Raw genomic sequence first — 21,457 nt, 5'->3', positions numbered from 1 at the left:
CACCATAGACACCAATATATTCCCTCGCTATTCTGTTTGAGAAACGGAGGGGGAACCGTATATGACAGAACTACCAGAATATCTTTCGAGTGGGGATCAGGCCAGACTATTTCCGATCTTGGCCGAAACCAGTAAAGAGAAACGTGTAGCTTCTATATTTCTCTCGGTCATGACCCAAATCCCCGCCGTCGCGGAAAACGTGCTGGGCACAGTGGGCGTCCGAGTGGGAAAGCGAACTCGAGTCAGAGCTTTCACCGAAGTCGTATTCAGAGAGAAGAGCATCAGCGGTTGCCGGCCTGACGGCCTAATCGTGGTCGAGACGGGACGGAACACCTGGTCCGCTTTGATTGAAGCCAAAGTAGGCAAGAACGACCTCGATTCTGATCAGGTTCAGCGCTACGTGGAGGTTGCGCGGTCGCAGGGAATTGATGCCGTCATTACAATTTCAAATCAGTTCGTCGCTCGCGCCGACCAACCTCCGGTCCCGGTGCCAAAAAACTTGCTTCGAAAGGTTGGTCTCTACCACTGGTCATGGACTTGGCTGGCCACAATTTGCGAAATTTTGGCTTACGCTGAAGAAGTAACCGATAGCGAACAATCCTACCTGCTCAATCAACTCAATGACTTTTTCGCCCACCCGGCGACAGGCATCGAAAGATTCACACAAATGGCGCCGGAATGGAAAGATGTTGTCCAAGCGATTTCCAATGACGTCAAGCTGAAGAAGACTGCGCAGGACGTGGAAAACGTTGCTTCGAGTTGGCTCGCGGAGGAGCGTGATTTGTGTCTCCACCTCTCAAGCCATGTGGGTAGGCAAGTTGAGGCCATTATCGAGCGACGCCTGCAGGGCGATCCCGAAGGACGGAGAAAGCAGCAAATTGATGCGTTGGTAGAGCATCATTGTTTGAAATCAACGATCCGCGTACCGGATTGCGCCTCGGATATCGCGCTGGTGGCGGATCTTGCGCGAAAAACGATATGCTGCTCAATGACGGTTAAAGCGCCAGGTGATCGCAAATCGACCAAGGCTCGGATGAATTGGTTACTCCGCATGCTGCCGGACAACGATGAAAGGCTGCTCGTCAGGGCACACTGGCCCGGACGTGGTGCACCGACCACGAAATTATTGTCGGAGTTACGCGAAACACCGGAATCGATCCAGACCGAGAACGCCGACCTCGTGCCGCACAGCTTCGAGGTACTCCTGGTAGATTCTCTCGGGAAGCGCTTCTCTGGAAGGAAGACCTTTATTGAAGACTTGGAGAAGTTCGTACCAGCATTTTACGACATCGCTGGCGTCAACCTCAAAGCGTGGCAGGCTGCACCACCCAAACCGATAAAACCTCGGAATGCACCGGACCCTGGCGAAATCGAGTTGCAGGACCTAGGCGCGGCTGGAGCTTTGCCTCAAGACGGAACAGCATAAAAGATTCGGCCGCTCCCACTGGCAAGGAAGGCAGTGACCTCAATCACCGGCCTTCCTTGTTGGGTAGCAAGTGAAACAAGACTACTCCCGCGTCATCGCGTCCTCGATGTCGTCGCCGTCATATTCCTGGCGTTCGATCTCGTGCTGTTCGTGGCGGAAGCGGTCGAAGACGTCCTGGGAGACGCGGCCGCGGACGGCCATCAGGAAGATCACCACGGCGAACAGGCCGACCAGAACCGAATCGAGCGGGTGCGGGATGACGCCGAGGCCGCCGCCATAGCCGCCGAGATAGGAGATGACGGCGATGCCGGCCATGTAGACGCCGAACCAGACCGCGCTCTTCGGCTCCAGATCCTCCCGGCCGATCACCGCAAAGCGGAGCAGAAACAGCAGCGCGCCGACGGCAAGCAGCGCCAGCAGCAGCCAGATCGTGCTCCAGCCGGACCAGAAGATCATCAGGCTCGCGATCACGAAGGCGACGGCGCCGATGAAGCCCGCGGCCGGCACCACGAAGGGCCGATGCGCGTTGGGCGCGAGATAGCGGAAGGCCACCATGGATACCGGGCCGGCGATGAACGACAGCACCACGGCCGCGCTGTTCAGCGCCAGAATCTGCTGGAACGGCAGCACGATCAGCATGAACAGCGCCACCACATAGTTCAGGATCAGCGCCCAGAGCGGCACACCATACTGGTTGAGCTTGGCGAACAGGCGCGGAAACACGCCATTGTTCGACATCGCCAGCGCCAGACGCGCATTCGAACTGACAGAGACGAGGCCGCTGCCGGCGGGTGAGATCACGGCGGCGACGTTCAGCATGCTGAGCAGCCACAACACGCCGATCGAGGTTGCCAGCGCGCCGAGCGGGCCGAGCTCATGGGTCGCCTCGATGGTCTGCCAGCCGTTCGCAAGCGAGGCCGGGTCGATCGCGCCGATGAAGGCGATCTGCAGGCCGACATAGATTGCAAGGCAGATCAGCACCGACAGGATCAGCGCCAGCGGAATGACCCGCTGGGTGTTACGCACCTCGCCTGCAAGATCGATAGCATGGCGGAAGCCGATGAAGGCGAAAACCACGCCGCCGGTGGAGACGGCGGCGAAGATGCCGGGAACACCAAACGGCGCGAAGCCGCCGGCGGATGTGAAATTCGAGGACTCGAACCGGGACGCGACGATGACCACGATGAACACCACCGGCACGAACAGCTTGAACCAGGTCATCGCGGTGTTGATGCGGGCGAACCAGGCCACGCCGAAGACGTTGATGACCGTCAGCACCGCAAGGAACACGGCAGCGGCGAGATAGCCGGAAACGGTCAGCCCGCCGGCGCTGTTGGTCAGCCACGGCAGATAGGAGGAGGCATAGCCGAGCGAGGCCTTCACCTCGATCGGCGCGGTGGTGCAATAGCCGACCCAGGCGCTCCAGCCCATGGCAAGCGCCAGCAGCCGACCGTGGGAGAATTGCGGAATGCGGGCGATGCCGCCGGCAATCGGAAACAGGGTGGAATTTTCGGCATAGGTCAGCGCGATCAACAGCATAGCCACCGCGCCGATCAGCCAGGCTATGATGGAGGCGGGTCCCGCAAGCTGCGCCGTATCAAGTGGAGCAAACAGCCAGCCGGAGCCCAGAACACCGCCGACCGCGACAAATGTCAGTCCGATCAGCCCGATTTCGCGTCGCATCGCCATAGAAAATCCCCCTTAGCTCAATGCGCCTCAACGAGTGCAGCCGACCACCCCTGCTGGCTTACTACAATGAATATGCAATTTTCGGCTTCAATTATTTGAACGGGCGCGAAACCGAGTCAATCGGTTTCCCGCCCTGCGTTCAAATTCATCGGCATTGCGTCCAAATTGCAACCGGAACCAATCAAACGGCGGTCTTGCCGAACGGACCGGCCGGTTCAGCCGGCGCTGGCGCGCATCCGCACCAGATCGGCGGCGGGGCGGAAACTGTCCGGGCTCGCCGCCCGCCACCAGTCGGCATAGAGCGTCGAATCGGGATCATCCACCAGCACGCCTTCCGGCAGGAAGGTATGCAGCTTGTCGAGCGGCACGGCATCATGCGAGCCGAGACGGTGCATGATGTGATGCGGCTGCAGGTCCTGCGGATGGGCATAACCGCAGGCGGCAACGATTTCCGACAGCGCCTCGACGGTCTTCTTGTGGAAGCGGGCGGCATTGGCGCCCTGCTCTTCCGGCACCAGCGCGCGCTGGCGCCATTTGTCCTGGGTGGTGACGCCGGTGGGACAGGTGCCGGTGTGACAGCGCTGCGCCTGGATGCAGCCGACAGACATCATGAAGGCGCGCGCCGCATTGCACCAGTCGGCCCCGAGCGCGAGATTGTGCGCAAGCCCCATGCCGGAAAACACCTTGCCGCTGGCCGCAAGGCGGACATGCTTCTTCACGCCCGCGCCGACCAGCGCGTTGCGCATGATAATCAGCCCGTCCCAGAGCGGCATGCCGACCCAGTCGGCAAGTTCCAGCGGGGCAGCGCCCGTGCCGCCCTCGGCACCGTCGATCACGATGAAATCGGGATAGATGCCGGTGGAAAGCATGGCCTTCACCAGCGCGAAGGGCTCATGCGGCTGGCCGACGCAGAATTTGATGCCAACGGGCTTGCCGCCGGAAAGGTCGCGCATCTGGGCGGCGAATTCCAGCATCTCCACCGGCGTTGAAAACGCCGAATGGCCGCGCGGCGACAGACAGTTCTGATAAACCGGCACGCCGCGCACCTCGGCGATCTCGGGCGTGACCTTGGAGCCGAGCAGCATGCCGCCATGGCCGGGCTTCGCCCCCTGGCTGACCTTGATCTCGGTCATCTTGACGGCGTCATTGGCGGCCTTGTCGCGAAACTTCTCGGGATCGAAATGACCGTCCTTGTCGCGCGCGCCGAAATAGCCGGACCCGATTTCCCAGACCACGTCGCCGCCATGTTCGAGATGGTAGCGGCTGAGCCCGCCCTCGCCGGTATCCTGATAGAAGCCGCCGGTCTTCGCGCCGATATTCATGGCGCGCACGGCATTCGCCGAAAGCGCGCCGAAACTCATCGCAGAGATATTGAGGATCGACGCCTCGTAAGGCTTGGACGACTGCTCGTTGCCGACCGTGACGCGCGGCGAGCGGTCGGGATCGGTATGCGGCGCCATCGAATGGGAGATCCAGTGATGCGGATCTTCGTAGACTTCAAGCTCCGTGCCGAAGGGCACGGTGTCTGACAGCCCATGCGCCCGGGTGCGGATCAGTTGCCGCGCGGCATAGGAATAGGGCGTGCCGTGGGTGTCGTCCTCCACCGCATAGGCGCGTATGAAGGGCCGCAGCGACAATGCGATCCAGCGGATGCGGCCGGCAACGGGATAGTTGCGGGTAATCGTCCAGGACGACTGGAACCAGTCGTAAAAGGCGATCGCCAGCACCGGGATGGTGATCAGCAGGATCCAGAACCAGCCGGTGGCAATCGCGACGACGGTGAAAAAGGCGGCGGCGATCGGCACGATGCACCGCATGAGCATATCCAGCATGCAACCTCCCCTTGTAGTAAGCCAGCGTTATCAGACTCTGTACGCTTTTGCCACCGGAACCGAAAGGCCCGGGACAGCAAATCCGGCGGGAACGACACGCTCCCCCTACAACAAATTTTCCAACACAGGATGAACGGCGACGCAATGGCTGCCCGGATTTTCGCGTTCTTAGCCATCCTCCCGTTTCGAAAGACCGTCTTATATGCGAGAAGGTGCTTTCAGCACTGTATCGACCCGTTACCGCAGGAGGAAAACATGCTGCCCGCTCTCCGCCGCATCGCTACGGCCACATGCGCCGCGCTGCTGCTGCAGACCGCGACCGCCCATGCCGAGGATCGCGAAATCGAAACGCTCAGGAGCCTGATCGAAACGCCTGAAAGCGCCGCCGGCCTCGTGTCCGAAAGCTTCGCAAAAGCCGTTCCGACCGCGCAGTTGACGGCTATACTTCAAAGCCTCCACGACCAGGCCGGACCGGTGACCGGCATCACGGAGGATGGTGACGGCTACCTTATCCGCGCGGAGGCCGGCGACATACCCGCCGAAATCGAACTCGACGCTTCGGGCAAAATCACCGGCCTGTTCTTTCACCCGTTCCAGCCGAGCGGCGGAAGCATCGAGGACACGCTTGCCGATATCGCAGCCCTGCCCGGCACGGTTTCCTATCTGGTGACAGCGGAGGGCGAAACACTGCACGAACAAAATGCGGAGGTCCCGCTCGCGGTCGGCTCCACCTTCAAGCTCGGCGTTCTGAAGGTTCTCATGGACGATATCGCGGCCGGCAAGCGCCAGTGGGCGGATGTGGAGAGGCTCCAGCCCGAGGACCTATCGCTTCCCTCGGGCAAGCTGCAGACCTTCCCGCCGGGCTCTCCCTTCACGCTGCATACGCTGGCGGCGCTGATGATCTCGGAAAGCGACAACACCGCGACCGACATGCTGATGCGCATTCTCGGTCCCGAGCGCGTTGCCGAGGCCCTTGGGCTCGACGACGTGCTCACCACCCGCGCGCTGTTTACCCTGAAGGCCGATCCCGCTCTTGCCGAACGCTACAGAACCGCCTCCGGTGCAGGGCGTGCCGAATTGCTTGCCGAGATCTCCGATGCTCCCCTGCCGGCCGCCAGAGACGCGAGCGGACACGCAATCGACGGGATCGAATGGTGTCTTTCGGCGGAAACGCTCTGCCGGCTCGCGGGCGATGTCAAAGCGGCGGATATCTTCGCCATCAACAAGGGGCCGGTGCGCGGTTGGCAATCGGTGGCCTACAAGGGTGGCAGCGAACCGGGAGTCCTGAACCTCACCGCTGCGCTGACCGGCGAGAACGGGCAAAGCTACTGCATCTCGGTAACAGTCAACAACGACGAGGCCATTGACGAAGCAACCGTTGCGGGCGCCTTCGCGGCGTTGGCGTCCCAGCTCAGGGCCTCGCATTGAAGGCGAGGCCCTGACGCGGATGGCTCAGCCGAAGACCCGCCTGGGCTTGAACTGGCCCTCGGCAATCTCGCCGATCGCGACCAGCTTGCCGGCGAGCGAGGCGTAGGCGTCCGGCTCTTCCACCGGCGCATGGGCGCCGCGCAGGATGATCGGATTGCCGAGCTTCAGCCGGCGGGCCTGGTCTTCATTGACCGGAACATGTGGCAGGCTGGCGAGCGCTTCCGAGGTGTCTACCAGATATTCCTCAAGAGCTGCGAAGCGCTCCTCATCGTCCTCGATTTCCTCGAGCGCGACGAGCTCCGAAAGCGGCACCAGCATATCCTCGGAAAACGGCGCGACGAAGGGGCGGCGCAGCGAGGAGATATGGCCGAAGCAGCCGAGATCGCGGCCCATGTCGCGGGCAAGCGCGCGCACATAGGTGCCCTTGCCGCATTCCACCTCGAACTCGGCGGTGTTCTCGTCTGGGCAGCCGAGCAGCGTCAGGCGGTGGATTTCGACCTCGCGGGTCGGGATTTCCACGGTCTCGCCCTCACGCGCCAGATCGTAGGCGCGGTTGCCATCGATCTTGATGGCGGAAAACTGCGGCGGCACCTGCTCGATCACGCCGGTATATTTTTCGATGAGCGCCTCGATGTCGGCCCGCTGCGGGCGGTTATCGGAGCTCTCGCTGACTTCGCCCTCGAGGTCGTCCGTTGTGCGCTCCTCGCCCCAGGTGACGGTGAATTCGTAGATCTTGCGGCCGTCCATCACGTAAGGCACGGTCTTGGTGGCGTCGCCGAGCGCGATCGGCAACATGCCGGAGGCGAGCGGATCGAGCGTGCCGGCGTGCCCCGCCTTCTGCGCCTTGAACAGCCACTTGATCTTGGAAACGGCCTCGGTGGAGCCGAAATCGATCGGCTTGTCGAGGATCAGCCAGCCGGAGATCGGACGGCCCTTGGGTTTTCTCTGTCGCGCCATTTTCTTATTCTTTACCGTCGTCTTCATCGTGATCGAGATCGCGCGCCACTTCGGGCGAATGCAGAAGTTCGTCGATCTTGCGGAAATTCTCGAAACTCGTGTCGTCGCGGAAGCGGAGCTCGGGAATGTTCTTCATCTGCCGGATTTCGCGGGTGATCCGGCCGCGCAGGAATTTCGCATGATGGTTCAGCGCCTTGACCACCGCGTCGTGATCCGTCTGGCCGAGCGGCGTGACATAGGCGGTCGCGATCTTCAGGTCCGGCGACATCCGCACTTCGGAGATGGAAATCACGGTGGTCTCGATCAGCGGGTCGAGAAGGTCGCCGCGCTGCAACACTTTGGTGATGGCGGCGCGCACCTGTTCGCCAACGCGAAGCATGCGCTGGGAGGGCGCCGAGGAGGTAGCTCTCGTCATAAAAGTCCTGGTTCGTTCGTGTTCTATTCGATCCGGTCTGACGGGGTTCGAACCCGGCCGGACGCCATGGGACGCCCGTTTACCGCTTCGTTGCCATAAGGTCAATCGGGCGCGCTCAGACGCAAAGGCCGCGCGGGCTCTCCACCCGCGCGGCACAATGCTTCAAAAAGTCTGAAACCGTTACTGAACGCCGTAAATCCGGGCGATATCGTCGAGCATCAGGTCGGCCGCGATCACGCCGCCGGCGGTGTTCCAGATCGCGTCGGAAACGCCATGGACCCTACCGGCCTTGACGGCTGAGAGCGACTGCCAGAGCGGGTCCGCCAGAACCTCCTCCTCAAGCGCCTTGCCCTCGCCATTGCCCACCTCCCAGGTGAAATAGAAGATCCGGTCGCCGTCCATGTCGGGAATGCTCTCCTTGCCGGTGCGGATCGCGAATTCCTCGACATTCTGGTTCTCCGGACGCTGGAACCCGATATCCTTCAAGAGCACGCCGGAAAAACTGTCGAGCTGGTAGATGCGAATCTGGCCCGGCAGGAAACGGATGACGGAGACTTCCTCATTCGTCGCATCGCCCAGTTTTTCCCGCAGATCGGCGACCTTGGCATCATATTCGGCGATCACTTCCTCGCCCTTGTTGGAGAGGCCGAGCGCTTCGGCATAGAGCTCGAAATTGACCTTCCAGTCGCCGCGCAACTCGCTGGACATCACCGTCGGCGCGATCGCGGAAAGCTGGGGATAGATATCCTCCTGGCGCTGGCGGTTGCCCATGATCAGATCCGGCTCAAGTGCCGCGACCATTTCGAGATTGACCGCGCTTTCGGTCCCGACCGGCTCGGCATCGCCCATCTGCGCCTCGATATGATCCCACCACGGGTCACCCTGCCAGGAATTGACCGCGCCGACCGGATGAACGCCGAGCGCCAGCAGCGCCTCGGTGCCCTCATTGGTGAGCACCACGATGCGCTCCGGCAGGTCGGGAACGGTGACGGTGCCCATGGCATCGCTCACCTCGCGGGCGGCAAGCGGTGTTGCGAACAGGGCGGCAAGGGCAGCCGCAGCCGCCAGTCGGATCAATCGGGTCACGGAGACTCTCAACTTGAATATTGCGTTCATGTTTTCGGTTTTAAAGTTGACCATTTCAATCAGCAATGTCAATCGTCGCTGCGAAAGGGGAACCCGTGCGAAGGACGCTGCTGCTGTTGAGCCTGACATTGCTGATCGCCGCGATTGCAAGCCTGCATCTCGGCGTGCGCATCTATGGCCCGGCGACGGTGTGGTCGGCGTTTTCGGGCGGCAATGACACGGCCGACATCATCATCCGCACGCTACGCCTGCCGCGCACGCTGAACGCGATGGCGACCGGCGCGGCGCTGGCCGTCTCCGGCCTGCTGATGCAGGCGACCACGCGCAACCCGCTCGCAGAACCCGGCCTTCTGGGCGTCAACGCCGGGGCCGCCTTCGCGGTCGCCTTCGGCCTGGTGCTGTTCGGCGTGGTCTCGGTCGGCGCGATCGGCCTGCTTGCCGTCTGTGGCGCGCTTGCCGCCACCGCGCTGGTCTTCGGCCTGTCCGCCGCGCTCGGACCGCAGACGGGACCGACGGGCATCTTGCTAATCGGCGTCACGGTTGCCGCCATGCTCGCCTCGCTCACCCAGCTTGCCCTGCTTCTGGACGAAACTGCGCTGGAAACGCTGTTGTTCTGGCTCTCCGGCGGCTTTGCCGATCGCCCGCTGGCGCTGCTTTGGGTGGGCCTTTCAGCGCTCGTGATCGCGCTTGCCGGCTGCGCCCTCCTCGGCCCGTCGATCGATGCGCTGCGGCTAGACGACCAGAGTGCCGCCGGCATCGGCGTCGATGTGGCGCGCACCCGCATCACGGCACTCTCGCTCGCCGCCCTGCTTTCCGCCGGCGCGGTGGCGATGTCCGGCCCGGTCGCCTTTCTTGGCCTGATCGCGCCGCATATCGCGCGTCGGCTTTCGCCGGAACGCCCCGCCTTTTTCGGCATGGCCGCGCTTGCCATGCTGACGGGCGCAATCATCGCCGTGCTCGCCGATATTCTGGCGCGCCTGATCGTCGCCCCCGGCGAAGCGCCGATCGGCGCGGTGCTCGCCTTTGTCGGCGTGCCGTTCCTGATCGCGCTCTTACGCGCGAAGCGGTTGCGGGAGGTCGGCGTATGAACGCCCCTGCCCTCCGCCTGACCGTGCTCGCCGCGTTGCTGGCACTCTGCGTCATCGGCGCGACCGGTCTCGGCTCGAGCTTCATCGGCCCGGAACGGGTGATCGCCGCCCTCCTCGGCGACGGCAGCCGGATGGACGGCGTGATCGTCTGGACCCTGCGCCTGCCGCGCGTGGCGCTGGCGGTGGCGGCCGGCATGGCGCTCGGCCTTGCCGGCGCGATCCTGCAACGCGCGCTCAGAAACCCGATGGCCGCCCCTTCGATCCTCGGCATCACCGATGGCGCGGCGCTTGGCGTCGTCACCTTTCTGTGGCTGTTTTCCGATCAGGCCAATGTGCTCACCGTCTCGATCCAGTGGCAACCGCTCGCCGCGATCATCGGCGCGCTCGCCTTTGCCGCCCTGGTCGGCCTGCTGACGCTCGCCGATACCCGCCGCCGCGATCCCGTCCGGGTGATTCTCTACGGCATTGCGCTCTCGGCGCTCGCCAAGGCGGCCGTCACGCTGATGATGATCATCGGCCCGGTCTATCGCGCCAGCCAGGCCTTGCAATGGATCACCGGATCGGTCAGCGCCGCCCACTGGATGGATGTCGGCGTGGTGACGTGCGGCCTTGCGGCGGCGGTTCCCGTTCTGATCTTCATGCGCTTGCCGATGCGCCAGATCGTGCTCGATGCCCAGACCGCCGCGACCACCGGCTTTTCGGTCGACCGCAATCGGATCGCGCTCATGGTGCTCTCGGTACTGCTGACGGCGCTGGCGATCTCGCAGGTCGGCGCGATCGGCTTTGTCGGGCTTATCGCGCCGCACGCCGCGCGTCTCTTCCATGGCCAGTTCGCCGCCGGCTACCTGGTCGCGACCGCGATGATCGGCGGCATGCTGGTGCTCATCGCCGATACGCTTGCCCGCACCATCGCCAGTCCGCTGGAACTGCCGGCGGGAGCGGTGACCGCGCTGATCGGCGCGCCGCTTTTCCTCGCCCTCATTCTCAGGAGCCAGCGCAGCAATGTCTAAGCCGCTTGCCGAAATGTCCACGCTTTCCGCCCACTATGACGGGTTCACAGCGCTTGATGCGATCGACCTGACGCTGCCGGAGCAGAAGATCATCGCCTTTTGCGGGCCGAACGGCAGCGGCAAGTCTACAGCGCTCAAGGTGCTGCGCGCGCTCCATGCGCCAAGCGGCGGCGATGCGAAGGTGGCGGGCCAGGCGCTTGACGACTGGACGCCGCGCGCGCTTGCCCGCGAAATCGCGATGCTCAGCCAGTCGCCGGACGCGCCGGAGGACATGACCGTCTTTGACCTTGCCATGCTCGGCCGCTATTCCCGCCGCAGCCGGTTTTCCGGCCCGTCCGCCGAGGATAGGCGCGCGGTCGAAAACGCGCTCAGGACCACGGGCATGGAGGCGCTTGCCGGGCGCAGCATCGGCCAGCTTTCGGGCGGCCAGGTGCAGCGCGCCTGGATCGCGATGACGCTGGCGCAGGACGCGCCGCGGATCTTCCTCGACGAGCCGACCAACCATCTCGACATCGCTCACGCGCTCGAAATCCTGGATCTCTTGGTAATGCTCAACCGGCGGGAACAGCGCAGCTTCGTGATCGTGCTGCACGATCTCAACCACGCGCTGCGCTATGCCGATCATGTCGTGTTGTTCGAAAACGGCCGGATCGCCGCAGAAGGCGCAACCCGCGACGTGCTGACCGAAGAGCGGGTCAGCACGGTGTTCGATATCGACTGCCGGATATTGCCGCTGCCGGACACCGACCTGCCGGTGATCGTACCGCTGTCGCGGCAATCGGCCTAATCTGAAGCCGCCTCCACGGGCGGCAGTTCCACGCCGTAGACCTCGGCGAGATCACTCAGCATTTTCTGGGCGGCGAACCAGCCGCCGGCGGTGGCCCATACGCCGTCATCGACCTCATAGACCCTTCCATCCTTGACCGCTTCAAGCCGCGACCACAGCGGATCGGACAGGAACTCCTCGGCCATCGCATCGCCCTTGCCGTCGCCGGTGTCGTAGGTGAGCCAGAAAATCCGGTCGCCATCCATATCGGGAATGCTTTCGCGCCCGACCGCAAGCGACAGCCCGTCGGCATCCTGCTGCGGCGGACGCGAGAAGCCAGCATCGCCCAGGACATGACCAAGGAAGCTACCCTTCAGGTAGAGATAGGTCTGTCCCGGCACGAAGCGCACCACCGAGAGACTTTCGCCGGCATTGTCGCCGAGCCCGTCCTTCAGGGCCTCGACCCGCGTCTCGTAGCTGGCGAGCGCCGCCTCGCCCTCGGTCTCGCGGTTCAGCACGTCGGCGACGAAGGCGAAATTGTCCTTCCAGGCGCCGAGCCCTTCGATGAATACCGTGGGCGCGATCGCCGAAAGCTGGCCGTAAATCTCCTCATCGCGCTTGCGGCTGCCGATGATCAGGTCCGGCTCGAGCGCGGCCACCAGTTCGACATTGACGGCAAGCTCGGTGCCGAGCACTTCGGTCCCCTCAAGCCTGTCGCCCAGATGCGGATACCACGGATCACCATACCAGGATTGCGGCGCGCCGACCGGGGTCACGCCGAGCGCCAGCGCCGCCTCGGTGGTCTCGTTGGTCAGCGTGATCACCCTCAGCGGCGCGGCCGGCACCTCCGTCGTGCCCATGGCGTGGTCGATCACCTGCCCGGCGAACGCGATGCTGCCGGAAAGGAGCGAGATGGAAAGAACGGCGGATGCGAGAATGCCCGAATGCATGATGACCCCTGCTGGTTGCGAACAGGGCGCAATACTTGAGTTAAATAGTCATCATTGTCAATCGAGCGAGGCCGCCCTCAATCGCGAAGCTCGTAATCGAACCACGCGAAATCGGCATGGTGCCCGCGACCGCCGGTGTCATAGGCCGCCATACCGACAAAGGCCCCGGTAAAGTTGTTGCCTTCGCCCACGCCCGCCTCATCGGAAAGGATCGTGGCGTCGAGCACCGGCCCGATATCGTGCCATGCGCCCTCGCCGCTGCGCCAGGAAAACTGCAGCGCCGCCTTGTCGACCGTGACCCGGAGTTCCAGCGGTCCATCCGGCACCGGCTCGGGATCGCAGCCGAACACCGTCTTGCCGAAGGGAAAATCGCCGAGCGCCGACATGATCCGCAAGGCCCGGCTACCGTCATCCTCGCGGCAAACGGCGAGGAAGTGGTGCTGGGCCATGTTGTACCAGCACATCAGCCCGGCAAAGGTCTGGAAATCGACCGGATCGAAATCGATCTCGGTGGCCGCCGTGAAGCGATGCTCCGTCTGGCGGCGGGCGAGCATGGCGTTTTCAAACACATTGCCCGGCGACATCCGCCCGAAAATGCGCAGGTGACCCGGGCGGGCATCGAGCGAGAACATCCGCTCGGGCTCCGGGCTGCGCAGCCACTGGAAGTTGATTGGCAAAGGGCCGGGCGCGAACCGGGTGCGCACCGGCGGCGGATCGAACGGCGCCGGCTCAAGCCCTTTCGGCGCGGGCGTGATCAGGCTTGTCGGCGCATGGCCATCCTCGGCAAGGTAGAGCCAGCCGTCATCGCGCCATTCCATCTTCTGGATGCCGGTTTCGCGCCCCATCTGCGAGCGGCGGCGTTCGTTTTCCTCGCCCGGCAGCCCCCGGCGAAAGGCGGCCTTGCCCTCGTCCCATGCCACGTCGACCGGGCGCGAGCAGAGATGCACCATATAGGTCTCGCCCGCCTGCGTTTCGACGATATCGGCATGGCCGCAGCGCTGCAGCGGCGCGTCCGGCGCATCGAACGTGGTCAGCACGTGGGTATCCGGATGCATCTCGTAGGGCCCGAGAAGATCGCGCGCGCGGGCAAGCGTCACCGCATGCTCATAGCCCGTGCCGCCCTCGGCCGTCATCAGATAGTACCAGCCATTACGGTAATAGAGATGCGGGGCCTCGGTGAGCTTGCGTTCGGAACCGCGGAAGATGTTGTGGATCGGGCCGACGAGTTTCTGCGCCGCGACATCGTATTCCTGCAGCACGATCCCGGCGAACTGGTCGCCATGGCCTTTCTGGCGGTGATCCCAGAGCATGTTCAGCAGATATTTCCGCCCGTCCGGCGCGTGAAACAGCGAGGCGTCGAAGCCGCTGGCATTGAGATAGACGCGGTCCGACCACGGCCCTTCCACCGATGGCGCGGTGGTGAGGTAGTTCGGCGCATCCTTGAAGCTGCCGGAAATCCGCTTCACATCGGTGTAGACCAGCCAGAACAGCCCGTCCGCATGCGTCAGGCATGGCGCCCATATACCGCCGCTGTCGCAATTGCCGCGCATGTCGAGCAGGCCGGCGCGGTTCAGAGGGCGCGCCGCCAGCCGCCAGTGGGCAAGATCGCGGGAATGGTGGATCTGCACGCCGGGATACCACTCGAAGGTCGATGTCGCGATATAGTAATCATCGCCGACGCGGCAGATTGAAGGATCGGGATTGAACCCCGGCAATATGGGGTTCCTGATACCGTTATCCGTCATGATGTCCTCCCGACAGTTTCCTTAGCCGCTAGCCGCAAAGAGGCCAGCCAAAACGCTCCCGTCCTGCTTAAATCGTTTCGCAGAGAATTGGTATCGCCGTGTGGCCTAAATCCGCCCTTATGCCGCACGAACACCGGGTTGACGGCGGCGATCGTTCGCGACAAACCTCCCTGCCACGGGAAATGACGGAGACGATGATGCACGCATGGGAAAAACAAGGGTTGGAGAACGTCTTTCCGGGCTTCTCCGATTTCGCCTCGCTGGATGAGATCGGCCCGATCGTGCTGTCCCACGGCGACCGCATCTACGTGGTGGATACCGACGGCAAACGCTATCTCGACGCCAATTCCGGCCTCTGGAACAATGTCGCCGGCTTCAACCATAAGGGCCTGATCGACGCGCTTTGCGCCCAGGCGCAGCGCTTCCCCGGCTATCATTCCTTTTTCGGCCGGATCGCCGATGTCACGGTGGAACTGTCGAAGCGACTGATTGGCCTGTCGCCGTTCGATGACGGCAAGGTCTACTATACGAACTCCGGTTCCGAGGCGAACGACACCATGGTCAAGATGCTGTGGATGATCAACCGCGCCAGGGGCGAGCCGGAGCGGCGCAAGATCATCACCCGCCACAACGCCTATCACGGCGTCACCATCGCCACCGCCTCGATGACGGGCAAGCCCTACAATGCCGAATTCGGCCTGCCGCTGCCCGGCTTTCTCCATGCCGATTGTCCGCATTTCTGGCGCTACGGCCTGCCGGATGAAAGCGAGGAGGCCTTCACCCAGCGCATGGCGCGCAACCTTGAAGATCTGATCGAGCGCGAGGGACCGGAAACCATCGCCGGCATGTTTGCCGAGCCGGTGCAGGGCGCCGGCGGTGTGATCCCGCCCTCAAAGGGCTATTTCCAGGCCATCCGCCCGATCCTGAGGAAATACGGCATTCCGCTGATCGCCGACGAGGTGATTTGCGGCTTCGGGCGGCTTGGCGAGATGTGGGGCAGCGATGTCTACGGTATAGAACCCGACGCGATCATCGCTTCGAAATGCCTGACGGCCGGATATTATCCGATGGGCGCAGTCATTCTCGGCGAAGCGTTGTCAGCCGCGCTGATGGAAGCGTCCGACCGGTTTGGCGAGTTCCCCCATGGCTTCACCGCTGCCGGCAGCCCTCTCGGCAGCGCGGTCGCGCTGAAGGCGCTCGACGTGATCGAGAATGAGGGGCTGATCGACAATGTCCGCGCGCTTTCGCCCTACTTTCAGGAAAGGCTCGGCCGGTTCGCGGACCATCCTCATGCCGGTGAGGTGCGCGGCGTCGGCTTCATGGGCGCGATAGAGATTGTTGCCGACAAAACCACGAAAGGCGCTTTCGACAGCAAGGTCGGCATCTCCGAGAAGATCGCCAACAAGGCGCTTCAAAACGGGCTGATCTGCCGCCCGCTCGGCGCATCCGTTGTTCTCGCCCCACCCTTCATCATCACGCGGGCCGAGATGGATACGATGTTCAACACCCTGGAAAAGACCATCTCGGAAGTGTTCGCCGAGATCAGCTAAGCGCCGCTCAGGCCGCGGACTGCTCGGTCTTGCGGTCTTCCTCGATATTGAGCAGCTTGAAGATATCGGTGCGGCGGCGCACGAGATCGGCGATCGTGTATTTCGCCAGTACCGCGAAGAAGGCGTTGAGCGCCTCGCGCAGCGCGGAATTGAAGCCGCAGCTATCCACCAGCGGGCAATCCGTTTCGGCGCCGACTTCGAAACACTCGGCCATCGCGAAATTTTCTTCCGTCACCCGCACCACGTCGAACAGCGTGATATCGGCGGCAGGCCGGCCGAGACGCACGCCGCCATTGCGGCCGCGCACGGTTTCCATGATGCCGGCCTTGTGCAACGGCTGGATGATCTTGAACAGGAACAGCTCGGAAACACCGTAGGCCTTGGCAATCTCGGGCACGCGGCTCAGCTTGCCGTCATTGGCGGCACAATACATCAGCATCCGAACCGCGTAATTTGTCTGCTTTGTCAGGCGCATGCCGTGCTCCTCTTTAGAATCTTTCCACGTTATAGCGCCTTTGCCTCTTTTGAACAATTCCAAAAGAAGAAATTTTCACTCAAGTCTTCCAGGGCGTGGTTGACAGCGACCCGCTATTACCTGATTACGATACTCAAGATATCAGATCACAGGGAGAAGCAAATGACAAGGCTTGCAGGGCTCACCCGCATTTTGGCGACGGTGGGCGTCATGGCATTCGCCGCTCCGGCGTTCGCCGCCGACGAGGTCAACATCTATTCCTACCGCCAGCCGGAACTGATCGCACCGCTGCTGGAGCGGTTCGAGGAGGAAACCGGAATCCAGACGAACGTCCTCTTCCTCGACAAGGGACTTGTCGAACGCATCCAGGCGGAAGGGGTCAACAGCCCTGTGGACGTCATCCTCACCGTCGATATCGGACGGTTGACGGAAGCCAAGGAAGGCGGCGTCACCCAGCCGGTGGAAAGCGAACTGATCAATGCCGATATTCCCGCGCAATACCGCGACAAAGACGGCGAGTGGTTCGCGCTGACCAAGCGCGGCCGCGTGGTCTACGCCTCGAAGGATCGCGTCGGCGATATCCCGATCACCTACGAGGAACTGGCCGATCCGAAATGGAAAGGCGCGATCTGCATCCGCGACGGCCAGCACCCCTATAATATCGCGCTGATCGCCTCGATGATCGCGCATCACGGCGCCGAATATACCGAGGAATGGCTGCGCGGCTTCAAGGCCAATCTGGCGCGCAAGCCGAACGGCAACGACCGCAGTCAGGCCAAGGCCATCATGTCGGGAGAATGCGATATCGCGCTCGGCAATACCTATTATGTCGGCCTGATGATGACCAACGAAAAGGAGCCGGAGCAGAAGGACTGGGCGGCGGCGATCACCGTTCTGTTCCCGAATGCCGATGACCGTGGCACCCATGTCAACATCTCCGGCATGGCCATGGCCAAGAATGCGCCCCATCCGGAAAACGCGCTGAAACTGATGGAATTCCTCGCCTCGCCCGAGGCTCAGGAAATCTATGCCGAGCAGGTCTTTGAATATCCCGTCCTGCCCGGTGCCGAGGCCTCCGAGATCGTGCAATCCTTCGGCGAGATCAATCCCGATACGCTGCCGCTTTCCGAGGTGGCCGCCCACCGCAAGGAAGCTTCGGAACTGGTCGACAAGGTAAGGTTCAACGACGGGCCCTGATTGTCAGGGACGCCTCGCGAAAACGACGACGGCGGCAATTTGCCGCCGTTCTGCTCTCATGTGCTCAGAAAAATCAGACGAGAAGACTCGTCCCTATCAATCCAGGATCGCGTTCGCGGTCCCGAGAATGGAAATCGATGGCAGCAACTGGGAAATCACGCGATTCCAGTTGGTGATCGGCTGGCTGGCGACGAAGACGATATCGTTCGGTCGCAACTGCAACTCCGTCGCCAGAAGCAGGTTGGCGGTGTTCTGCGCATCGAGCGACCACGCTGTGATTTCCATCGGACCGCCGGTCTGCAACGGATTCTTCCGCAACAGGTATATCCGGCGCGGATTGCCGGTGACCGGCGAAATCCCGCCCTGTTCGAACATCGCGTCCGCGAGGCTTGCATAGCGATCGAAAGGCAATGGCCAACGACCCTGGGTCTTCACTTCCCCGAAGACATAGACATAGTCGCGATCGACAGCGTCCATGCTCACCCTGGTCTTGAAGATATCGCGCTGTTCTTCCAGCACATCGCGCTGGAATCTTGCCAGATTGAGTTCCTGCTGGAGATAGCCCTCGGCAAGTTCCACGGAATATTCGCTGTCCACGAAAACACGGTCGCCGGTCTGCAACAGCACTTTCGGGATGTCGTTCTTGGCGAACAGTTTCGTGGCCGCGATCTGGTAGGCCTCACCGTCACGATAGAGCCGCACCGTGGCATAACTCGGATCAACCGTCTGGACGCCCCCCGCCGCGGTGATCGCCTCGTCGAGATAGAGCGGCGTCAACGTGATCGGCACCAGTTGAGGATCGCCGACATCGCCGCCCACGGATACGCGCTGCGAGTTGAACTCGGAGATCTCCAGATTGAAGGTCGGATCGATCTGGCTCGCAACGAGCTTCTGGAACAGCGCGGATTGCGCTTCCTGGAGCGTCATGCCCGCTATATTGACGCGTCCGACGGTCGGGATCGCAATCGCGCCGTCATCCTGGACCGTGTAGCCCTGCCTTGCGTTCTGCGCCGCGAGCAGGCCGTTGATCTCGTTCAGCGCCGAGTCAGCGTTCGGCGTCGCCAGAAGCACCACATCGCCAACCCCGATACGGTAGGATTTCGGCTGCTGGAGCGGCGGCAACTTGGTCGCGATGGGGCCGGGTTGCGCCTGCGGCTTGTAGGCGGAGATCTGCGGAACGGCGGAGCCCTGAAGGGTCGTCGTCTGATCGAACACGGGAGGCAGCGACAAGGGCTTATAAGGCGTAAGAGCGTTGGCAAGCAGCACGTTCTCGCTCGTGACCGGCACGACTTTCACGGAGGAGCTTTGGCCCACGACCGGGCGCACTTCCGACACATTGTAAATGGCGCTGCAACTGGAAAGCAGCACGGTCAGACAAATGGTTGTTACGGCACGCACCTAGAAATTCTCCGAATTGCCTTGTTTTTGCTCTGGCATTCGAGCCTTCTGAACACATGCACCAGGAAACGCACTTTTACGCTTACGAGATACGCGCGAACAGTTGAGAATGAATTAAAACAGACCTACCTCAAGAAGCATGTAAATAATCTAATGCCCAAGCAGCTCCCAAAACGGATAGCTGGCCTCCCGTTAAAACATCGCATTCCAAACATACGGGATGACTTTAATACGCAAAACGTAAAGTGAGTCCATAGCGGGCCTCATCCTGGGCGAGCATTGTTCCGACTCCGTGGAGACCTGTTGCATTTGTAACATAGGCATCCGCGCTGAATGGTGTGTTTGGAAGGGCGTAACGCACTCCGCCCGCCCATACCGGGTCGCCACCGTCCAGAACTGCGGTAACCTCACCAATCAGCGCCAGATCGCGCAGCGGACGCACGGTCACGCCGCCGCCAATGGCTTTCAGACGCTCATCGCCATAGGCGGCGAATTTCGGCTCGACAGCTACGGAGACGGTATCCGAAAGATCAAGGCTCGCCGGCAGCGAGGCATAAATTATACCGGTCGTCGGCTTGTTGAAGTCGCGCCCGGCAAGAACCTGCCCCGCGAGCGAAAACAGATCGCCGTAGTTCTGGTCCATCAGCCGCAATTTGCCGCCAACCATATAAGCCCATTCATCCCCCCAGGGGCTGACCGCATCACCAGCCATGCCGCCGCCCGGATACTGCGAAAAGATCGCGTCAAGCTGCAGGTCCTGGTCCGGGCTGAAGCCGAGATGGACATCCATGAAATCCCGACTGCCGATCCCGGCCTCCGCCAGAATCCGATGCGGGGTGAGCGTATTGGCGCTGGTCAGCGTCAACCCGTCGAACTGGCGCGCCTGTTCAAGCGGGGTGACCGGGCTCAGCATATCCACGCGATAGCTGTCGAAATAGACATCCCGGGTCGCGACCCCGACCCATGGCGTGTAGCTCAGCCTGATGCCGTACGCGATCTCGTCATTGCCGGGAAACGCCAGAACGCTGGTCGCGGGCGTCTGCCCCCAGCCATTGGTCGCAAAGATATCGACGGCCGCCTTGGGCGTCACCGCAAGCTTGACGCCCGCCATCCAAACCGGCGTGACCTCAAACCCGCCGGAGTTCGAAAGGGCATTACCATCCGTGCCATAGGGCAGCATGACGGTGGCATAGGACTGAAGGCCGGTGATCGGCTGCCAGGTGAGGCCCGCGCCGACATAAGGTATCGTGCCGTAATAGGGCACGCCGTTGACGGTCTCCGGCAGAAACGAAACGCCGGGGGTCAGGTGAAACCTGAGACTGTCCGTAACCGTCACGCTCATCGGCAATTGCAGACTGCCGGCCATCTCCCAATTGCCGTTCGTATCATTGGCATAGAGATCGCCGGACAGATACAGTGCTTCGAGCGATCCGGACGCCGCGATTGAAAGACCATAGCTCTCGACAAGCCCAAGCTTCAACCCGCCGCCGCCGGCAAGAAAGGTGAGATTGTCTTCGCAGAGTGGCGTTCCGCAGAGCGGCGGATCGTCGAACGCATGACCAAAGGCGCTTACCTGAAGCCAGTCGGCCACGGCCCAGTCGCCGCGCAAGGTATAAACCTCGGTGCCTGTCCCTGAGCCCGCAGTCGTCTGGTCAGAGCCGACCTGCAGATACACGGCGCCGCGCGGCAGGAGATAGCCGGTCTCGAAGCTCGAATAGTTGGAAGCCATCATCTCGATCGGGGTCTGATCGAGGAACAGGGCGCCCGGCCCTTCCAGCAACTGCGCTGACGCAGGTCCAGCGCCAGCGCACAGGCCAGCGGCGGCCGAGAGGCAAAATCCCGTGATATAAGCGGTCAGGTTGGTCATACTATCTGTCAACCGCCAGGTCCCGGCCGAAAATGTCTCTGAAATCGCCGAAACCATAGATCATCGCCATGCTGTTCACAAGCGCCCGAAAACTCTTCCTTCATTGCCAAGAACATCTGGACGCCGCAACACCGACGGCACAACGACTTGTCCATAACGATCACAATCGGATGTTAACGTTAACTTATGATTGACGCACGCCCATATGCCCGGCCACCGCCGGCCTGTGACGGAGAAAAACGATAAGGTGAAGAATGGTACGGTTGGGTGGAGTTGAACCACCGACCTCAGGTGCCACAAACCTGCGCTCTAACCAACTGAGCTACAACCGCACAAGGTGACGCTTGATGGGCGACGCTTGATGGGCGACGCGTGATGCATCGCGGCCCGTTTAAAATGCCTGAACCGAATTTGCAAGCCCCAACATCTCTTCCCGAGAAGATTTGAGACGCCGCGCTTCCGCACATTAACCGTGGAGCGCGAAAAACCGGACCGCATTCTGGACCGTATTGGCATTTATCATTAAAAAAGCATTAAAAGGCCAAGCGCCAGGCCGACAACGCGAACCGGACAGCCGT

The 21,457-nt window shown here is 62.1% G+C and carries 17 protein-coding genes and 1 tRNA gene; 7 read left to right on the top strand and 11 right to left on the bottom strand.

The window, feature by feature from the left end; genetic code table 11:
* Nucleotides 1-61 precede the first annotated feature (61 nt).
* Nucleotides 62-1,426 (top strand): hypothetical protein, encoded by a 1,365-nt coding sequence (locus V6766_RS01025; RefSeq protein ID WP_448462750.1) that lies wholly within the window; start codon nt 62-64, stop codon nt 1,424-1,426.
* Nucleotides 1,427-1,507: 81 nt separating this feature from the next.
* Here the strand turns inward: V6766_RS01025 and V6766_RS01020 are convergent, their stop codons facing one another.
* Nucleotides 1,508-3,115 carry an APC family permease gene (locus V6766_RS01020; protein ID WP_448462748.1) on the bottom strand — a complete coding sequence of 536 codons (1,608 nt, stop codon included), beginning with the start codon at nt 3,113-3,115 and terminating at the stop codon, nt 1,508-1,510.
* Nucleotides 3,116-3,330: 215 nt separating this feature from the next.
* Nucleotides 3,331-4,947: an FMN-binding glutamate synthase family protein gene (locus tag V6766_RS01015; RefSeq protein ID WP_448462746.1), complete on the bottom strand. Its 1,617-nt coding sequence runs from the start codon at nt 4,945-4,947 to the stop codon at nt 3,331-3,333.
* A gap of 255 nt (nt 4,948-5,202) precedes the next feature.
* Here V6766_RS01015 and V6766_RS01010 point away from each other — a divergent pair, with 255 nt between their 5' ends.
* Complete coding sequence (locus V6766_RS01010; RefSeq protein ID WP_448462744.1) at nt 5,203-6,375, top strand: serine hydrolase; 1,173 nt, start codon at nt 5,203-5,205, stop codon at nt 6,373-6,375.
* Between the two features lie 24 nt (nt 6,376-6,399).
* On the opposite strand, the gene truB is transcribed toward V6766_RS01010, so the two are convergent.
* From truB to V6766_RS00995, 3 genes are all read right to left on the bottom strand, one after another.
* Nucleotides 6,400-7,332, bottom strand: a complete 933-nt coding sequence (truB, locus tag V6766_RS01005) for a tRNA pseudouridine(55) synthase TruB (protein ID WP_448462742.1) — start codon at nt 7,330-7,332, stop codon at nt 6,400-6,402.
* A 4-nt stretch (nt 7,333-7,336) separates the two neighbouring features.
* Nucleotides 7,337-7,747: a 30S ribosome-binding factor RbfA gene (rbfA, locus tag V6766_RS01000; protein WP_448427194.1), complete on the bottom strand. Its 411-nt coding sequence runs from the start codon at nt 7,745-7,747 to the stop codon at nt 7,337-7,339.
* A 180-nt stretch (nt 7,748-7,927) separates the two neighbouring features.
* Nucleotides 7,928-8,833: an ABC transporter substrate-binding protein gene (locus V6766_RS00995; protein WP_448462740.1), complete on the bottom strand. Its 906-nt coding sequence runs from the start codon at nt 8,831-8,833 to the stop codon at nt 7,928-7,930.
* Between the two features lie 95 nt (nt 8,834-8,928).
* On the opposite strand from V6766_RS00995, the gene V6766_RS00990 reads away from it, so the two are divergent.
* The 3 genes from V6766_RS00990 to V6766_RS00980 are packed head-to-tail and all read left to right on the top strand — an operon-like array spanning nt 8,929 to nt 11,718.
* Entirely contained in the window at nt 8,929-9,921 is a 993-nt protein-coding gene (locus V6766_RS00990) for a FecCD family ABC transporter permease (protein WP_448462738.1), read from the top strand.
* A complete protein-coding gene (locus V6766_RS00985; protein WP_448462736.1) occupies nt 9,918-10,931 on the top strand; it encodes a FecCD family ABC transporter permease in 1,014 nt (337 codons plus the stop codon). The genes V6766_RS00990 and V6766_RS00985 overlap by 4 nt, the downstream gene beginning before the upstream one ends.
* Complete coding sequence (locus tag V6766_RS00980; RefSeq protein ID WP_448462734.1) at nt 10,924-11,718, top strand: ABC transporter ATP-binding protein; 795 nt, start codon at nt 10,924-10,926, stop codon at nt 11,716-11,718. The genes V6766_RS00985 and V6766_RS00980 overlap by 8 nt, the downstream gene beginning before the upstream one ends.
* Here the strand turns inward: V6766_RS00980 and V6766_RS00975 are convergent.
* Both V6766_RS00975 and V6766_RS00970 read right to left on the bottom strand, forming a co-directional pair.
* On the bottom strand, nt 11,715-12,647 hold the full coding sequence (locus V6766_RS00975; protein WP_448462732.1) for an ABC transporter substrate-binding protein: 933 nt from the start codon (nt 12,645-12,647) through the stop codon (nt 11,715-11,717). The genes V6766_RS00980 and V6766_RS00975 overlap by 4 nt on opposite strands.
* 77 nt (nt 12,648-12,724) lie before the next feature.
* Complete coding sequence (locus V6766_RS00970; RefSeq protein WP_448462730.1) at nt 12,725-14,392, bottom strand: glycoside hydrolase family 43 protein; 1,668 nt, start codon at nt 14,390-14,392, stop codon at nt 12,725-12,727.
* A 197-nt stretch (nt 14,393-14,589) separates the two neighbouring features.
* Between V6766_RS00970 and V6766_RS00965 the strand changes: the two genes are divergently transcribed.
* Nucleotides 14,590-15,942 (top strand): aminotransferase, encoded by a 1,353-nt coding sequence (locus V6766_RS00965; RefSeq protein WP_448462728.1) that lies wholly within the window; start codon nt 14,590-14,592, stop codon nt 15,940-15,942.
* A gap of 7 nt (nt 15,943-15,949) precedes the next feature.
* On the opposite strand, the gene rirA is transcribed toward V6766_RS00965, so the two are convergent.
* The gene (rirA, locus tag V6766_RS00960) at nt 15,950-16,417 is read right to left on the bottom strand and encodes an iron-responsive transcriptional regulator RirA (RefSeq protein WP_448427186.1); all 468 of its coding nucleotides are present in this window, start codon (nt 16,415-16,417) and stop codon (nt 15,950-15,952) included.
* A 162-nt stretch (nt 16,418-16,579) separates the two neighbouring features.
* Between rirA and V6766_RS00955 the strand changes: the two genes are divergently transcribed.
* Nucleotides 16,580-17,614 carry a Fe(3+) ABC transporter substrate-binding protein gene (locus V6766_RS00955; RefSeq protein ID WP_448462726.1) on the top strand — a complete coding sequence of 345 codons (1,035 nt, stop codon included), beginning with the start codon at nt 16,580-16,582 and terminating at the stop codon, nt 17,612-17,614.
* 96 nt (nt 17,615-17,710) lie between these two features.
* Here V6766_RS00955 and V6766_RS00950 read toward each other — a convergent pair whose 3' ends face one another.
* The 3 genes from V6766_RS00950 to V6766_RS00940 form a co-directional block, all read right to left on the bottom strand.
* Entirely contained in the window at nt 17,711-19,012 is a 1,302-nt protein-coding gene (locus tag V6766_RS00950; RefSeq protein ID WP_448462724.1) for a polysaccharide biosynthesis/export family protein, read from the bottom strand.
* Nucleotides 19,013-19,238: 226 nt separating this feature from the next.
* Nucleotides 19,239-20,879: a hypothetical protein gene (locus V6766_RS00945; RefSeq protein WP_448462722.1), complete on the bottom strand. Its 1,641-nt coding sequence runs from the start codon at nt 20,877-20,879 to the stop codon at nt 19,239-19,241.
* A gap of 255 nt (nt 20,880-21,134) precedes the next feature.
* Nucleotides 21,135-21,211 (bottom strand) — tRNA-His (locus V6766_RS00940).
* Nucleotides 21,212-21,457 lie beyond the last annotated feature (246 nt).

It is taken from the genome of Martelella sp. AMO21009 (assembly GCF_053484295.1).
Note: the sequence above shows the minus strand (reverse complement) of the source record. Positions and strands in the feature narration are given on the sequence as shown.

What these genes read in the sequence shown, in the direction of transcription:
- V6766_RS00985 (WP_448462736.1), top strand. Translation starts at nt 9,918, where the DNA reads ATGAACGCCCCTGCCCTCCGCCTGACCGTGCTCGCCGCGTTGCTGGCA.
- V6766_RS00955 (WP_448462726.1), top strand. Translation starts at nt 16,580, where the DNA reads ATGACAAGGCTTGCAGGGCTCACCCGCATTTTGGCGACGGTGGGCGTC.
- rirA (WP_448427186.1), bottom strand. Translation starts at nt 16,417, where the DNA reads ATGCGCCTGACAAAGCAGACAAATTACGCGGTTCGGATGCTGATGTAT.
- V6766_RS00965 (WP_448462728.1), top strand. Translation starts at nt 14,590, where the DNA reads ATGCACGCATGGGAAAAACAAGGGTTGGAGAACGTCTTTCCGGGCTTC.
- rbfA (WP_448427194.1), bottom strand. Translation starts at nt 7,747, where the DNA reads ATGACGAGAGCTACCTCCTCGGCGCCCTCCCAGCGCATGCTTCGCGTT.
- truB (WP_448462742.1), bottom strand. Translation starts at nt 7,332, where the DNA reads ATGGCGCGACAGAGAAAACCCAAGGGCCGTCCGATCTCCGGCTGGCTG.
- V6766_RS00980 (WP_448462734.1), top strand. Translation starts at nt 10,924, where the DNA reads ATGTCTAAGCCGCTTGCCGAAATGTCCACGCTTTCCGCCCACTATGAC.
- V6766_RS00975 (WP_448462732.1), bottom strand. Translation starts at nt 12,647, where the DNA reads ATGCATTCGGGCATTCTCGCATCCGCCGTTCTTTCCATCTCGCTCCTT.
- V6766_RS01015 (WP_448462746.1), bottom strand. Translation starts at nt 4,947, where the DNA reads ATGCTGGATATGCTCATGCGGTGCATCGTGCCGATCGCCGCCGCCTTT.
- V6766_RS00945 (WP_448462722.1), bottom strand. Translation starts at nt 20,879, where the DNA reads ATGACCAACCTGACCGCTTATATCACGGGATTTTGCCTCTCGGCCGCC.
- V6766_RS01020 (WP_448462748.1), bottom strand. Translation starts at nt 3,115, where the DNA reads ATGGCGATGCGACGCGAAATCGGGCTGATCGGACTGACATTTGTCGCG.
- V6766_RS00970 (WP_448462730.1), bottom strand. Translation starts at nt 14,392, where the DNA reads ATGACGGATAACGGTATCAGGAACCCCATATTGCCGGGGTTCAATCCC.
- V6766_RS01010 (WP_448462744.1), top strand. Translation starts at nt 5,203, where the DNA reads ATGCTGCCCGCTCTCCGCCGCATCGCTACGGCCACATGCGCCGCGCTG.
- V6766_RS01025 (WP_448462750.1), top strand. Translation starts at nt 62, where the DNA reads ATGACAGAACTACCAGAATATCTTTCGAGTGGGGATCAGGCCAGACTA.